Origin of the sequence: Azospirillum sp. A23 (assembly GCF_042938965.1) — a bacterium.
In the GTDB taxonomy this organism is placed as follows: domain Bacteria; phylum Pseudomonadota; class Alphaproteobacteria; order Azospirillales; family Azospirillaceae; genus Azospirillum; species Azospirillum melinis.
The window spans coordinates 179,738-193,253 of sequence record NZ_CP170667.1; the positions used below are offsets into that span (position 1 = coordinate 179,738).

11 protein-coding genes are annotated in these 13,516 nt (G+C 68.3%); 7 read left to right on the forward strand and 4 right to left on the reverse strand.

Annotated elements, in window-relative coordinates; all coding sequences use genetic code 11:
- Window positions 1-164: 164 nt before the first annotated feature.
- Both ABNQ40_RS18180 and ABNQ40_RS18185 read left to right on the forward strand, forming a co-directional pair.
- Window positions 165-1,022 (forward strand): pirin family protein, encoded by an 858-nt coding sequence (locus ABNQ40_RS18180; RefSeq protein WP_391348483.1) that lies wholly within the window; start codon window positions 165-167, stop codon window positions 1,020-1,022.
- Between the two features lie 127 nt (window positions 1,023-1,149).
- On the forward strand, window positions 1,150-1,704 hold the full coding sequence (locus tag ABNQ40_RS18185) for a hypothetical protein (RefSeq protein WP_391348485.1): 555 nt from the start codon (window positions 1,150-1,152) through the stop codon (window positions 1,702-1,704).
- 64 nt (window positions 1,705-1,768) lie between these two features.
- Here ABNQ40_RS18185 and ABNQ40_RS18190 read toward each other — a convergent pair whose 3' ends face one another.
- Window positions 1,769-2,896, reverse strand: a complete 1,128-nt coding sequence (locus tag ABNQ40_RS18190) for a catalase family protein (RefSeq protein ID WP_391348487.1) — start codon at window positions 2,894-2,896, stop codon at window positions 1,769-1,771.
- Between the two features lie 443 nt (window positions 2,897-3,339).
- On the opposite strand from ABNQ40_RS18190, the gene ABNQ40_RS18195 reads away from it, so the two are divergent.
- Window positions 3,340-6,387, forward strand: a complete 3,048-nt coding sequence (locus ABNQ40_RS18195) for an EAL domain-containing protein (protein WP_391348489.1) — start codon at window positions 3,340-3,342, stop codon at window positions 6,385-6,387.
- 300 nt (window positions 6,388-6,687) lie between these two features.
- Here ABNQ40_RS18195 and ABNQ40_RS18200 read toward each other — a convergent pair whose 3' ends face one another.
- Both ABNQ40_RS18200 and ABNQ40_RS18205 read right to left on the reverse strand, forming a co-directional pair.
- Window positions 6,688-7,104 (reverse strand): hypothetical protein, encoded by a 417-nt coding sequence (locus ABNQ40_RS18200; protein ID WP_109051915.1) that lies wholly within the window; start codon window positions 7,102-7,104, stop codon window positions 6,688-6,690.
- Window positions 7,105-7,219: 115 nt separating this feature from the next.
- The gene (locus ABNQ40_RS18205; protein WP_391348491.1) at window positions 7,220-8,134 is read right to left on the reverse strand and encodes a pseudouridine-5'-phosphate glycosidase; all 915 of its coding nucleotides are present in this window, start codon (window positions 8,132-8,134) and stop codon (window positions 7,220-7,222) included.
- 39 nt (window positions 8,135-8,173) lie between these two features.
- Here ABNQ40_RS18205 and ABNQ40_RS18210 point away from each other — a divergent pair, with 39 nt between their 5' ends.
- Together ABNQ40_RS18210 and ABNQ40_RS18215 are read left to right on the forward strand one after the other, a co-directional pair.
- Entirely contained in the window at window positions 8,174-9,265 is a 1,092-nt protein-coding gene (locus tag ABNQ40_RS18210) for a ligase-associated DNA damage response exonuclease (protein WP_391348494.1), read from the forward strand.
- Entirely contained in the window at window positions 9,262-10,863 is a 1,602-nt protein-coding gene (locus tag ABNQ40_RS18215) for a cisplatin damage response ATP-dependent DNA ligase (RefSeq protein WP_391348496.1), read from the forward strand. Before ABNQ40_RS18210 ends, ABNQ40_RS18215 begins: the two co-directional genes overlap by 4 nt.
- Before the next feature lie 12 nt (window positions 10,864-10,875).
- Here ABNQ40_RS18215 and ABNQ40_RS18220 read toward each other — a convergent pair whose 3' ends face one another.
- Window positions 10,876-11,067, reverse strand: a complete 192-nt coding sequence (locus ABNQ40_RS18220) for a hypothetical protein (protein WP_109051919.1) — start codon at window positions 11,065-11,067, stop codon at window positions 10,876-10,878.
- A 350-nt stretch (window positions 11,068-11,417) separates the two neighbouring features.
- Here ABNQ40_RS18220 and ABNQ40_RS18225 point away from each other — a divergent pair, with 350 nt between their 5' ends.
- Window positions 11,418-12,581 carry a patatin-like phospholipase family protein gene (locus ABNQ40_RS18225; RefSeq protein WP_247880067.1) on the forward strand — a complete coding sequence of 388 codons (1,164 nt, stop codon included), beginning with the start codon at window positions 11,418-11,420 and terminating at the stop codon, window positions 12,579-12,581.
- Between the two features lie 88 nt (window positions 12,582-12,669).
- Window positions 12,670-13,449: a 3-hydroxybutyrate dehydrogenase gene (locus ABNQ40_RS18230; protein ID WP_109051921.1), complete on the forward strand. Its 780-nt coding sequence runs from the start codon at window positions 12,670-12,672 to the stop codon at window positions 13,447-13,449.
- Window positions 13,450-13,516 lie beyond the last annotated feature (67 nt).

The window sequence follows — 13,516 nt, forward strand, 5'->3', positions numbered from 1 at the left end:
CCACGGGTCTCTCGCGAAAAGGCCGCCGGTTCTCCGGCGGCCTTTTTCGTGTCCGATTGTTGCGCGGAGCGGAACGCTGTGGCGCGGGCGGGCCGGCTTCACGGCGGGGCTGGGAGGGACTACCTGTGGTGCATCGTCATTGTGTCCGCTCAGGAGTTGCCGCCATGTCCGTCACGTCCGCGATCCCCGCTGTCCGCCCGGTGCTTGCCGCCGTCGAGGGCATGGCGACCTCCGACGGTGCCGGGGTCAGCATGACCCGCATGCTGGGCTCGCCGCGCCTGCGCACGCTCGACCCCTTCCTGATGCTCGACCTGTTCGGGTCCGACCGGCCGACCGACTATCTCGCCGGTTTCCCCGACCATCCCCATCGCGGGTTCGAGACGGTGACCTACATGCTGGCCGGCCGCATGCGCCATGCCGACAACCATGGGCATGAGGGCGTGATCGAGACCGGCGGCGTGCAATGGATGACCGCCGGCCGCGGCCTGATCCATTCGGAGATGCCGGAGCAGACCGAAGGGCTGATGCGTGGCTTCCAGCTGTGGATCAACCTGCCGGCCCGGCTGAAGATGACCGAGCCGCGCTATCAGGAGTTCCCGGCAGCCTCCATCCCGGTGGAGCGGCGCGAGGACGGGGCGACCGTCACCGTCATCGCCGGCGACACCGCCCGCGGCACGGCGGGCCCGGTGCGGGCCGAGGCGACCGACGCCCGCTATTTCGACGTGGCGCTGCCGCCGTCGGTGGCCTTCGCCGAGCCGCTGCCGGCCGGCCACACCGCCTTCCTGGTGCTGTTCGAAGGCACGCTGGATGTCGGCGGGGAGGGGCTGCTGTCGGGACCGCGGGTGATCGTGCTGGGCGACGGCGAGCGGGTGGAGGCGGCCGCCGGACCCGACGGCGCGCGCTTCCTGCTGCTGGCCGGCGAGCCCATCGGCGAGCCCATCGCCTGGGGCGGTCCCTTCGTCATGAACACGCGGGAAGAGGTGATGCAGGCCTTCCGCGACTTCGAGGAAGGCCGCATCTGATCCCGAGATGCCGCGCGGAGGGCCGCTGACCGGTTCCATGCGCGGCATCTCGTGCCTTGCACCCCCGCCGCCGCCAGTTATCATGGCGCATTCCGTGTTAATACGAACGATGGCGGGGGCCGGGGCTATGCGTGCAAAGGGTCTGTTGGGTGGGGTCTGGGGCGGGTTCAGGGCGGTTGCCACTGCTGGAGCATTGGCCCTGGGGCTGGCCGGGACCCTGGTCGCCGCCAAGCCCGCCGCCGCGGTGGACGTCTCCAAGGCCGCGGCGGACTTCGGGCCGGAGGGCGCCTGGACCAACCAGTGCGACATCGACCGGATGACCGACAGCAAGACCTGCCGGCTGATGATCTACCGCCTGTTCGACGACGGGAAGGATGTCGGCTTCGTCGCGCTCAGCATCATTCCGACCGGCAACGACTTCCACCTGTTCCTGACCACCAGCCAGGGTCTGATCGACCGCTGCGCCATCCGCGTCGACCGCCAGCCGCGCATCGAATCGCATGTGGCGACGCTGAACATGTGCATGTTCCCGAACTTCGTGTCCGGCCGCGTCGCCGACCAGTTCCGCAACGGCTCGACCATCCTGGTCCGCGTCAACTCCCGCGTGGGCAAGCGCGACATCGATTTCCCGCTGAACGGCTTCTCCCGCACCTTCGAGGAGATGCAGCGCAGCCTGCAATGAGGGTGAGGAGGGTAATTCCCCCTCTCCCTAACCCTCTCCCAAGGGGGGAGAGGGGATTGTGTGCCTACCCCGGCAGCCGGTAGCCAGCCGCCGGTTCATGCATCGGGCAGCCGTTCCGCTCCATGCGGAATTCGGCGGAGCGGTCGTAGGCAAGGCGCCGGGCGCGCATGATCGAGCCCAGCGGCCGGTGCGCCGCCAGCCCATGCCAGGGGCTGAAGGCCAGCCGGTCGTCGCCGGAGCGCGACCGTTCTTCGCTCCAGGCCGTCTGCGGCGGCACGGTGATGCGGGCGATGGTGCGGTAGGGGCTCAGATCCTCCGGCCATACCACGCTGGCATCCTCCACCGGCATGCGCTCCTCGTCGGTGCGCAGCTGGGCGCGCAGCTCCCAGACGGCCTCATGGTCGCGGAAGAACTCCGTCACCGCCTCGCGAATGCCGTTCGGCTTGCCGTTGAGATCCAGCGGCGCGTCGGCAAGCGCGGTCAGGTTCGGCGAGACCGGGACGATCGACAGCTTGGCGATGTGGTCGCCATGGCGCAATGCTGCCTGGCTGTAGAAGGTTTCGCCCAGAATGTGGGTTTCCGGGTGGCCGCCCAGCGTCTTCAGCGTCGCGCTTTCGCCGCCGAAGGCCTCCACCACCCGTTCGGCGACGCGCAGGCCGGCCGACAATACCTTCTTCGCGGTTTCCGCCCGGTCGGTGGTGGCGGCCAGCAGCTTTAGCGTCGACAGGAACTGCCCGGCATCGGGAGCCGAGAAGGCAGGGGCGTTGGCCATGACGAAATCCTGCGTGGCCTCGCCCTCCGACCCCGGCAGCCGCTCGCCGGACACGCCCAGCACCTTCACCGCCAAACCGCGCGGTGTCGAGACGCTGTCGGGCAGGATGTCGCCCGGCGTCGTCGACAGCCGCAGGATTGCCGGATAGCTCTCCGCCTTCGCGAACAGTCCCTGGGCCAGTTCGGCCGGCAAATCGTCCAGCACATCCAGCCGGCCGATCAGCAGCCCGTGGCTCTTGGCATGGACGCTGCGGTTGGCATGGCCGCTGTCCTCGAAGGTCCTGGCGCTGATCGACAGCATCGTCTCGGCCAGATCGTTGAAGACCTGCGCTTCATCGGGGCCCGGGTTTTCGACCGATGGCGTATAGGCCAGGGGCCTGGCAGTGCGCCGGGGGGTGGGCTGGGTGGAGGCAGCGGACACGGGCGGGGCTCCCGAAGAGGAGGAAAGGGCGGGGTGCAGCCGGGACAACAGCCGCGCACTGTCCTCTGTTCCGCAACGACGCGGCGGTGCTCTCCTGCGGCGCCAGCGCGAAAGGGCCGCCGGCAAGGAGCCGCGATATCCCGGGCGGCTATTGTGCGTATGCGAGAATAGCCGGCGGCTGCCGCGGTTTGCGCTGCAAAATGAGAGGGCGGCCTGCGCAAATAATCGACCGCGCCTCATGCGCGAGTATTTTTTAATTTCTCCAATCTCCTATGGAAAATTAACCATGAATTCCGGGGAAGTCCTTAGCAAAAGACTCTGGCGCCGAAATGACTGCGCTGCTTATCCTTTTGTCAGGAAAGGCCAAACCTCTTTACGCCTCCCGCGGCTGCCCGACACGCGGCCATCGTGGGGCGGCCGGACAAGCGAGCGAAGGGTGTCCCATGACCGGACGGAGCGTCATCTGGTCCTCCATATGGATGCGTAGCGGCGTCCTGCTGCTGGGACTGCTTGTGCTGGCGACCCTGTCGGTGCCGGCGGGCGGGCGGGCGACACCGCCCAACAGGACGGTGCTGGTCCTGCACTCCTACCACCAGGGCTATGAGTGGACCGACGGACAGGCGGACGGCATCTCCGACATGCTGGCCTCGGCGGCACCCAATGCGCTGGCGATCCCCTATTACCTGGACTGGAAGCGCTTTCCAGACCCCGCCGGGATCGAGCGGCTGCGGGCGCTGATCGCCTACCGCCATCCCAAGGGCACCGTCGACGCCATCGTCTCCACCGACGATGCCGCGCTCTCCTTCGCCCTGGATTTGCGGCACGAGATTTACGGGCCGGTGCCGCTGGTGCATGGCGGCGTGCTGCCGATTTCGGCGCGGCGGCTGACCGAGCGCGAGGCCAATGTCGTCGGCATCGACGAGGCCAAGGACATCGAGGGCACCGTGCGCATGGCGATGGCGGCCAATCCGCGGCTGCAACGCCTGTTCATCCTGCATGACGACACCGAGACGGGCCTGGGGCTGGACGCCGAGATCGAGGCGCTGGCCGCCGCCGGCCGCTTCCCCGCCGAGGTGGAGCGGCAGACCCTGCCGGCGCTGCCCTTCGCCCGGCTGGAGGAGCGGCTGGCCGCCCTGCCGCCGGACAGCGCGGTGCTGCTGGGCACCTATGCCACCGACCCCAAAGGCCTGGTCCTGCCGCCCGAGCAGTTCCTGGAACTGATGAGCGAGAAAAGCAGCGTGCCGATCTATGGCTTGCAGGAATTCCTGCTGGGCCATGGCATCGCCGGCGGCAGCCTGCTGAGCGGGCAGGAGCATGGCCGCGCGGTCGGTCGGCTGGCCGCCGCCCTGGTGAATGGCGCGTCCATCGCCGGCCTGCCGGCGGAGCAACGCCAGTCGGTCGTCCGGGCCGCCGATTACGGCCGGATGCAGCGCTACGGGATCGATCCCGCGCGGCTGATGCCGCTTGACCGGCTGGTCGACAAGCCCTTCTCCTTCATGGAGACCTACCGCTGGCTGGTGGTGACGGTCGGCGGCGTGCTGCTGCTGCTGTTCGGCATGGTTCTGGTGCTGTCCCTCACCCTGCGCAGCCGGCGGAAGACCGAGGCGGCGTTGCAGCGGAGCAACGAGGCGCTGACAGAGTCGCGCCGGCAGTTGCAGGCCAAGGTCGTCGAACTGACCGCCAGCAAGGATGCGCTGCGCGAACGCGGGCGGTGGATGCGGCTGGTGGCGGAGGCATCGCGCGACATCATCTGGACCTGGGACATCGTCAATGACGTCCGCGTCCTGTCCGGCCGGGTCGAGGAGCTGCTGGGCGTCGATGCCGCCAGCATCGATTCCCGCGCGGCCTGGTTCGACCGCATCCATCCCGAAGACCGGTCGCTGGCGGAGGAGGCGTTGCAGCGCCACCTGTCGGGCGAACTGCCGGAATACCGGGTGGAATACCGGGTCCGCCACCGCGACGGCAATTACCTGTGGCTCTATGCCACCGGCAAGATCCTGTTCGATGGGGACGGCCAGGGCGGGACGGCAGGGCGGGGGAAGCCGGTGATGATGGGCGGCTCCTACACCGACATCACCGCGCAGAAGCGGCAGCAGGCATGGCTGGACCATCTGGCCCATTACGATTCCCTGACCGGCCTGCCCAACCGGCTGACCCTGGAACGGCATGTCGACCGGCTGATCGCCGACACAAAGGCATCCGGCAAAGCCGGGCCGCTGGCGCTGCTGTTCCTCGACATGGACAATTTCAAGTTCATCAACGACGGCTTCGGCCACAAGGCCGGCGACGAGCTGCTGATGATGCTGGGGCTGCGTATCCGCAAGGGTGCGGGCGACGGGCTGTTCATCGCGCGGCTGGGCGGCGACGAGTTCGTGGTGGTCGTCCAGGGTGGCGAGGCCGGCGAGCCGGCGGAGGTGGCGCAACGGCTGGAACAGGCATTCGCCGCCCCCTTCCTGGTCGAGGGACAGCATTTTTTCGTGACATGCAGCGTCGGCATCGCCCGCTATCCCTGGGACGGCCGCTGCTTCGACGATCTGTTGCAGAACGCCGACACAGCCATGTACCGGGCCAAGGACAGCGGGCGCGGGCGCATCTGCACCTTCACCGTCGACATGAACCTGAAGGTGGTGGAGCGCATGCGGCTGCTCAGCCGGGCCCGGCTGGCCTTCGACCGCCAGGCCTTCACCGTGCATTACCAGCCGCAGGTCGCGACGCGCGACGGCCGGGTCCGCGGTTTCGAGGCGCTGATCCGCTGGACCGACTCGGAACTGGGGCCGGTGTCGCCCGACCGCTTCATTCCGGTCTGCGAGGATTCCGGCCTGATCGTCCCGCTCGGCCTGTGGGTGCTGGAAACCGCCTGCATCGAGGCGGCGGGGCTGGCCTGCCGCGGGGCCGGCGACGTGACGATGAGCGTCAACATGTCGGCGGTCCAGCTGGCCCAGCATGATTTCGTGCCGCGGGTTCTGGAGATCCTGGCCCGCACCGGCCTGCCGGCGAACCGGCTGGAGCTGGAAATCACCGAGTCGCAGATGATCGGCTCGCTCGATGCCGCCATCGGCAAGCTGAACGCGCTGCGGAAGGCCGGCATCCACATCGCGCTGGACGATTTCGGCACCGGCTATTCGTCGCTGACCTATTTGCGGACGCTGCCGATCAACACGCTGAAGCTGGACAAGGCCTTCATCGACGACGTCCACCGCCGGCCCGATGCGCGCAGCATGGTGTCGTCCATCTCGCGCATCGCCCACGATCTGAGGCACAGCGTGGTGGCGGAAGGGGTGGAGGAGGCGGCCCAGTGGGAGGTGCTGTCGCTGATGGGCTGCGACCTGATCCAGGGCTATTTCGTCAGCCGCCCGCTGCCGGCCGACTGCATCGACGCCTTCCTGGCCGCCTGGGAGGACCGGCGGGCCGGTCTGCCGGTGATCCGCGACGATGTGGTGGTCGGCATGCCCACCGCCGGAGCGAACCGGCCGTCCCTGCCGATTTCGTAGGGGCCGATTTCGCAGGGTTGGGAAAAAAGCGAATGGAGGCTGTCGAACTCTTGTCGGCCGTCATCCCCGCGAAGGCGGGGATCCAGGAAACTCTGCGGCTGAGTGGCTGAAACTGCTGGATTCCCGCCTTCGCGGGAATGACGGCCAAGAGAAGGTCACGATCCGAAGCGGCCGGCTTGAAGCTCACTCGGCAAGGCATCTGGCGGCTGGCAAATCCTGAACAGTCAAACGCGAAACGCCCCGCAGGCTGGCTGCGGGGCGTTTTTGAACGCGGGGCTTTTGGGACCGGAGGCGCCGGGCTCAGTGCCGCGTGCGGGCCGGGGTGATGTAGACGCCGTCCCAATCGACGCCGAACAGGGCGTCGTCGCCGGCCTCTTCAACCAGATCGTCATATTCGTGGGCCTCGATCAGCCCGAAGATGGAGGCGGTGCCGGAGGCGTCCAGGTCGCAGGTCACCACATGGCTGCCCACCTCGACGGAGGTGAAGAACACTTCCGGCAGTTCCATGCTGTCCAGGTCGGCGGTTACGGCGGCTTCGATCTCGTGGATGGAGCGGGCGGACAGCGACACGCGCAACTTGGCTGCCTGGGAGGCCCAGACGATGCGCTTGACGTGTGCGGGCTCCTTCATCTCCGCGACGCCCGGCGCCTCGTCGCCTTGGCCGGCCATCGCAATCATCCGGGAAACCAGGGTCGAGGTGCTGCTGGGTGCGCGCATTGAAGCCTCCGCTCGTTCGATGACGACAGATTTGCGCGCAGGCGGTTAACGGGGTCTTAAGCCGGTACCGGGGCTAAAGCCTTACCACCAGGGGAGTAGTCCTATCCTATCGGTTTTAGAGGCCGGCGAGTGCGGCGGCCACCCCTGCCGCAATCCGCGCATTGTTACGGATCAGCGCGATGTTGGCGGTCAGGCTGCGCCCGCCGGTGATGGCCTCCAGCGCCGCCAGCAGGTGCGGGGTGATGTCCTTTCCCTTGATTTTCTTGGCGTCCGCGTCGGCCAGCGCTTGGGCGACCGCCTCCTCCATCGCATCGGCGTCCAATTCGTCGGCGGCTGAGATCGGGTTGGCGAGCAGCACGCCGCCCTCCAGACCGAGCTGCCATTTCGTCCGCAGGATTTCCGCGACCTCCTGCACGTTGTCACAGCGATGATCGACCGGCAGGCCGCTGCGGCGGCTGTAGAAGGCGGGAAATTCCTCCGTGCCGAAGCCCAGGACCGGAACGCCGCGGGTTTCCAGCAGCTCCAGCGTCTTGGGCAGGTCGAGAATCGACTTGGCTCCGGCGCAGACCACGCAGACCGACGTGCGGGCCAGTTCGTCGAGGTCGGCGGAGATGTCGAAGCTGGTCTCCGCTCCGCGATGGACGCCGCCGATGCCGCCGGTGGCGAAGACGGAGATGCCGGCCAGCCGCGCCCCGATCATCGTCGCCGCCACCGTGGTGGCGCCAAGGGCCCCGGTCGCCAGGGCGACGGGCAGGTCGCGGCGGCTCAGTTTGCGCGCGGCATGGCCGGCGGTCGCCAGCCGTTCCAGCGCATCGTCGTCCAGCCCGATGCGGATGCGGCCGTCCATCACCGCGATGGTGGCGGGGAGGGCGCCGGCGGCCCGCACCTCCGCCTCCAGCGCGCGGGCGGTCTCCAGATTGCGCGGATAGGGCATGCCGTGGGAGATCACGGTCGATTCCAGCGCCACCACCGGGCGCCCCGTGGCGAGCGCGTCGGCGATTTCGGGGGTCGGCAGCAGGATCGGGTGCATGCGCTGGGTCTCCGCTTGGAACGCCCTATATTAGGACGCATGTCCGCTGCACAGCAATCCAATCAGGGCGGGTCCAATCCGGGCCGCCCGCACCCCGACACCTGGATCAAGGTCCTGCCCGAGGGGCTGTATGTCGAGCCGGGAGGCTTCTACATCGACCCGGTGCGCCCGGTGGAGCGCGCGGTCGTTACCCACGGCCATTCCGACCATGCAAGGCCCGGCAACCGCACCGTGCTGGCGACATCCGGCACGCTCGCCATCATGCGCCAGCGGATGGGCGAGGGGGTGGGCGGCAGCCTGCAAGCGCTGGACTATGGCGAGACCCTGCGCATCGGCGGCGTGACGGTGCGGATGGTGCCGGCCGGCCATGTGCTGGGCAGCGCCCAGGTGGTGATGGAGCATGCCGGGTCGCGCGTGGTGGTCTCAGGCGACTACAAGCGCCGGCTCGACCGCACCTGCGCAGCCTTCGAGCCGGTGCCCTGCGACGTCTTCGTGACCGAGGCGACCTTCGGCCTGCCGGTGTTCCGCCATCCGCCCGATCTGGGTGAGGTACAGAAACTGCTGCATTCGATGGCGCTGTTCCCGGAGCGCAGCCATGTCGTCGGCGTCTATGCGCTCGGCAAATGCCAGCGGCTGATCACGCTGCTGCGGGCGGCGGGTTACGACCGGCCGATCTGGCTGCACGGCGCGCTGGAACCGCTCTGCCGGCTCTACAGCAGCCTGGGGGTGGAGCTGGGGGAGCTGCGGCCGGCGACGGTGGCGGCGAAGGAGGAGTTGAAGGGTGCCCTGGTGCTGGCCCCGCCGGCGGCGGTGGCCGACCGCTGGGTTCGGCGCCTGGCCGACCCGGTGGTGGCGGTGGCGTCGGGATGGATGCGGGTGCGGCAGCGCGCCCGCCAGCGTGGGGTGGAACTGCCGCTGGTCATCTCCGACCATGCCGACTGGGACGAGCTGTGCCAGACGCTGGAGGATGTCGGCGCGCCGGAGGTCTGGGTGACCCATGGCCGGGAGGAGGCGCTGGTCCATTACGCCACCGGCCGCGGCATCCGCGCCCGCGCGCTGGCGCTGATCGGCTTCGAGGACGAGGACTCGGAGGGGATGACGGAGAAGGCCGGGGAAGGGGAGGCGTCGTGAACCGCTTTGCCGCGCTGATCGACGCGCTGGTCTTCATGCCGTCGCGCAACGGCAAGATCCGCCTGCTGGTCGAGCATTTCGCCACTGCGCCCGATCCCGAGCGCGGCTGGGCGCTGGCGGCGCTGACCGGGGCGCTCAGCTTCCGCGAGGCCAAGCCGGCGGCGATCCGCGAACTGGCGGCGACCAGGGTCGATCCGGAGCTGCTGGCGCTGTCCTACGACTATGTCGGCGATCTGGCGGAGACGGTGGCGCTGATCTGGCCGGAACGTCCTGAGCGCGCCAACAGCCTGCCGCCCAGCCTGGACGAGGTGGTGGAGGCGCTGCGGGCCGCCAAGCGCGGGCAGGTGATCGGGCTGGTGGAGGGCTGGCTCGACACGCTCGACTCGTCGGGGCGCTTCGCCCTGCTGAAGCTGATCACCGGGGCGTTGCGCATCGGCGTTTCGGCCCGGCTCGCCAAGACGGCGCTGGCGGAATGGGGCAAGGCGGCGCGGCCGGAGGTGAGCGTCGACGATGTCGAGGAGGTCTGGCACGGGCTGACCGCCCCTTATGCGGAGCTGTTCGCCTGGCTGGAGGGGCGGGCGGAGCGGCCGGCGACCGGGGCCGGCGCCGGCTTCCGCCCAATGATGCTGTCCCACCCGCTGGAGGAGGAGGACCGCGCCGGGCTCGACCCCGCCGCCTATGCCGCGGAATGGAAATGGGACGGCATCCGCGTGCAGATGGTGGCGCGCGGGGGAGAGCGGCGGCTCTACAGCCGCACCGGCGACGACGTGTCCGGCGCCTTCCCCGACATCGTCGATCACATGAGTTTCGACGCGGTGCTGGACGGCGAGCTGCTGGTGGCGCGCGACGGGGTGGTGGCGCCCTTCAACGATCTGCAACAGCGCCTCAACCGCAAGACGGTGACGGCGCAGATGCTGCGCGACGGGCCGGCCTGGGTGCGGCTCTACGACATCCTGTTCGACGGCAAGGAGGATCTGCGCGGCCTGTCCTTCGTCGAGCGGCGCGCCCGGCTGGAGCGCTGGTACGAGGCGGTGCGGCCGCGGCGCATGGATTTGTCGCCGCTGGTGCCGTTCGACCGGTGGGACGAGTTGGTCGCCCTGCGCGAAGGCGCGCGGGAGAATGGCATCGAGGGGCTGATGCTGAAGCGGCGCGACAGCGCCTATCTCGCCGGGCGGCCGAAGGGGCCGTGGTTCAAGTGGAAGCGCGGGGCGCTGACTCTCGATGCCGTGATGATGTACGCCCAGCGCGGCCACGGCAAACGGTCGAGCTATTATTCGGACTACACGTTCGGCGTCTGGCGCGATCAGGAGTTGGGTCAGGAGCTGGTGCCGGTCGGCAAGGCCTATTCCGGCTTCACCGACGCCGAGCTGGTCGAACTGGACCGCTGGGTGCGCAACCACACCACCCGCCGCTACGGCCCGGTGCGCGAGGTAGAGGCCGGGCTGGTGCTGGAGGTCGCCTTCGACAGCGTGCACCCGTCGAACCGGCACAAGAGCGGGCTCGCCATGCGCTTCCCCCGCGTCCACCGCATCCGCTGGGACAAGCCGGCGCACGAGGCCGACCGGCTGGAGACGCTGGCGGCGATGGTCGCGGGGTAGGGTGGGACCGCCCTACCGCAGCGGAGCGGTCACCACGTCGACGGAGGTTTCCGCCACGGTGCCGACCACGTCGACGGCGGTGCCGGCGATGCTGGCGGCACCGCTGGCCACGCCGGTGACGGCGCCGCAGCCGGTCAGCGAACCGCCGAGCAGCAGCAGGGCGGCGAGCGGAAGAAGGCGGCGCGAGGCGGGGCGGCGGGACATGGCGTCCTCCAAAAAAACCGGAAACGGATACGGGGCGATTGCAGCACGCAATTCCGACCGAAAGGTTAATCCCGGCATTTGGCGCAAGAGCGGTGAATTCTGCCGCCGCGCGATGCGGCGTCCTTTCAGGACGGTGCCGAGTATTACAAGTAATTCATGGCGGTGTAATACCTTGATGTAGGTTCTCGCAAGGGTGCGGAGGGGTTACAGGAGATAGGCATGGCTGTCATGAAGAATTCTCCGTTTCGCAGGAACGTTTCTGCATAGCCGTATTCACTTCCGGCCCCATATCTGGCTTGCCGACCGAGGAAAGATGTCTGCAATCGATTGACTGGTTGGGAAAGACACAGATGCGCGACGGATCCTTTGCCGATCTCATTGCCCCCTATGACCGGGTGGCGCTCGTCCTTCAGGGTGGCGGCGCGCTCGGCGCCTATCAGGCGGGCGTTGTCGAAGGGCTGTTCGAACACGACATCCATCCGACCTGGGTGGCCGGCGTGTCGATCGGCGCCATCAACGCGGCGCTGATCGCCGGCAACCCGCCGGAGCGGCGCTGCGCCGCGCTGTTGGAGTTCTGGAGCCGCATCGCCCCGCCCTCGCCCTGGGAAGGGGCGGAGGCGCTTTGGCGGCGGCTCGATCCCGACGGGCCGTCGATCTCGGTCCTCAACCAGTGGAGTGCGTGGCGGACGGCGCTGTCCGGGCAGCCCGGTTTCTTCCGGCCGCGGCCTGCGGTGGAATGGGCGGCGGCCGGTCCCTTCGCCGGACCGACCAGCTTCTACGACACGGCACCGCTGAGGAAGACGCTGGAGGACCTGATCGACTTCGACCGGATCAACCGGGGCGACATCCGGCTGTCGCTGGGGGCGGTCGATGTGCTGACCGGCAACTCGATCTATTTCGACACCGAGACCCACCGGATCGGGCCGGAGCATGTGATGGCGAGCGGCGCCCTGCCGCCCGGCTTCGCACCCGTTGAGATCGACGGCGGCTTCTACTGGGATGGCGGGCTGGTCTCCAACACGCCGCTCGACCATGTGCTGGAGGACCAGCCGCGCCGCGACACGCTGGTCTTCCAGGTCGATCTGTGGAGCGCCAGCGGCCAAGTGCCGCGTGGCATGTCGGAGGTGCTGGAGCGGCAGAAGGACATCACCTATTCCAGCCGCACCCGCTTCAACACCGACAAGGTCACCTACGAGCAGACCCTGCGCAACCAGCTGGTGACGCTGCTCGACCGGCTGCCGGAGGACCTCCGGGACACGCCGGAGGCGGAGGCGTTGCGGCACGCCGCCTGCGGGGCGGCGGTCAACATCATCCACCTGATCTACCGCCGCAAAAGCTACGAACGCGACAGCAAGGACTACGAGTTCTCCAACGCCGGCATGCGGGAGCATTGGGAAAGCGGCCTTGCCGACACGCTTGCCACGCTTGCCCACCCGGACTGGCTGGCGATGCCGCCGCGGCTGGGTGGACCCGTCACGCACGACCTGCTGCGCGACGACGGAAAGCCGGACTGACCGGACGGCCTGACCGGCCCTCTCTGCCGGAAACGATCTCTGCCAGGAACAACCTTTACCGACCTTTCGACCGAACAGGAGCGGACCCATGCGCTTGCAGGACAAAGTTGCCGTCATCACCGGGGCGGCGAGCGGAATCGGGCTGGAGATCGCCCGGACCTTCGCCCGTGAGGGCGCCAAAATCGTCATCGCCGACCTGAACCAGGCCGGTGCCGATGCCGCCGCGGCCAGCCTGGACCCCACGGAGAAACGGGCTCTTGGCGTTGCCATGGACGTGACCGACGAGGCTCAGGTCGATGCTGGCATGGCCCGTGCCGCCGACGCCTTCGGCCGCATCGACATCCTGGTCAGCAATGCCGGCATCCAGACCGTGGCGCCGGTCGAGCAGTTCGAGTTCGCCAAGTGGAAGCAACTCCTGTCCATCCATCTGGACGGCGCCTTCCTGACCACGCGCGCCGCCCTCAGGACGATGTACAAGCAGGGCAGCGGCAGCATCATCTATATGGGATCGGTCCACTCCAAGGAGGCGTCGGCGTTGAAGGCGCCCTATGTCACCGCCAAGCATGGGCTGATCGGCCTTGCCAAGGTGGTCGCCAAGGAAGGGGCGGCGCATGGCGTGCGCGCCAACGTGATCTGCCCCGGCTTCGTCCGCACCCCGCTGGTCGAGAAGCAGATCCCCGAACAGGCCAAGGAGCTCGGCATCTCCGAAGAGGACGTGGTGAAGAAGGTGATGCTGAAGGAGACCGTCGACGGTGAGTTCACCACGGTCGAGGACGTCGCCCAGGCCGCCCTGTTCTTCGCATCCTTCGAGTCCAACGCGCTGACCGGCCAGTCGCTGGTCGTCAGCCACGGCTGGTTCATGCAATAGGCGTCGGGCAAGCCTGCCGGAACGGAAAAAGGCGTCGGGTCATCGGCCCGACGCCTTTTTCTTTTCA

Excerpts from the sequence above, each read along its gene's own strand:
- ABNQ40_RS18180 (WP_391348483.1), top strand. The coding sequence starts at position 165 with ATGTCCGTCACGTCCGCGATCCCCGCTGTCCGCCCGGTGCTTGCCGCC.
- ABNQ40_RS18185 (WP_391348485.1), top strand. The coding sequence starts at position 1,150 with ATGCGTGCAAAGGGTCTGTTGGGTGGGGTCTGGGGCGGGTTCAGGGCG.
- ABNQ40_RS18195 (WP_391348489.1), top strand. The coding sequence starts at position 3,340 with ATGACCGGACGGAGCGTCATCTGGTCCTCCATATGGATGCGTAGCGGC.
- ABNQ40_RS18200 (WP_109051915.1), bottom strand. The coding sequence starts at position 7,104 with ATGCGCGCACCCAGCAGCACCTCGACCCTGGTTTCCCGGATGATTGCG.
- ABNQ40_RS18205 (WP_391348491.1), bottom strand. The coding sequence starts at position 8,134 with ATGCACCCGATCCTGCTGCCGACCCCCGAAATCGCCGACGCGCTCGCC.
- ABNQ40_RS18210 (WP_391348494.1), top strand. The coding sequence starts at position 8,174 with ATGTCCGCTGCACAGCAATCCAATCAGGGCGGGTCCAATCCGGGCCGC.
- ABNQ40_RS18220 (WP_109051919.1), bottom strand. The coding sequence starts at position 11,067 with ATGTCCCGCCGCCCCGCCTCGCGCCGCCTTCTTCCGCTCGCCGCCCTG.
- ABNQ40_RS18225 (WP_247880067.1), top strand. The coding sequence starts at position 11,418 with ATGCGCGACGGATCCTTTGCCGATCTCATTGCCCCCTATGACCGGGTG.
- ABNQ40_RS18230 (WP_109051921.1), top strand. The coding sequence starts at position 12,670 with ATGCGCTTGCAGGACAAAGTTGCCGTCATCACCGGGGCGGCGAGCGGA.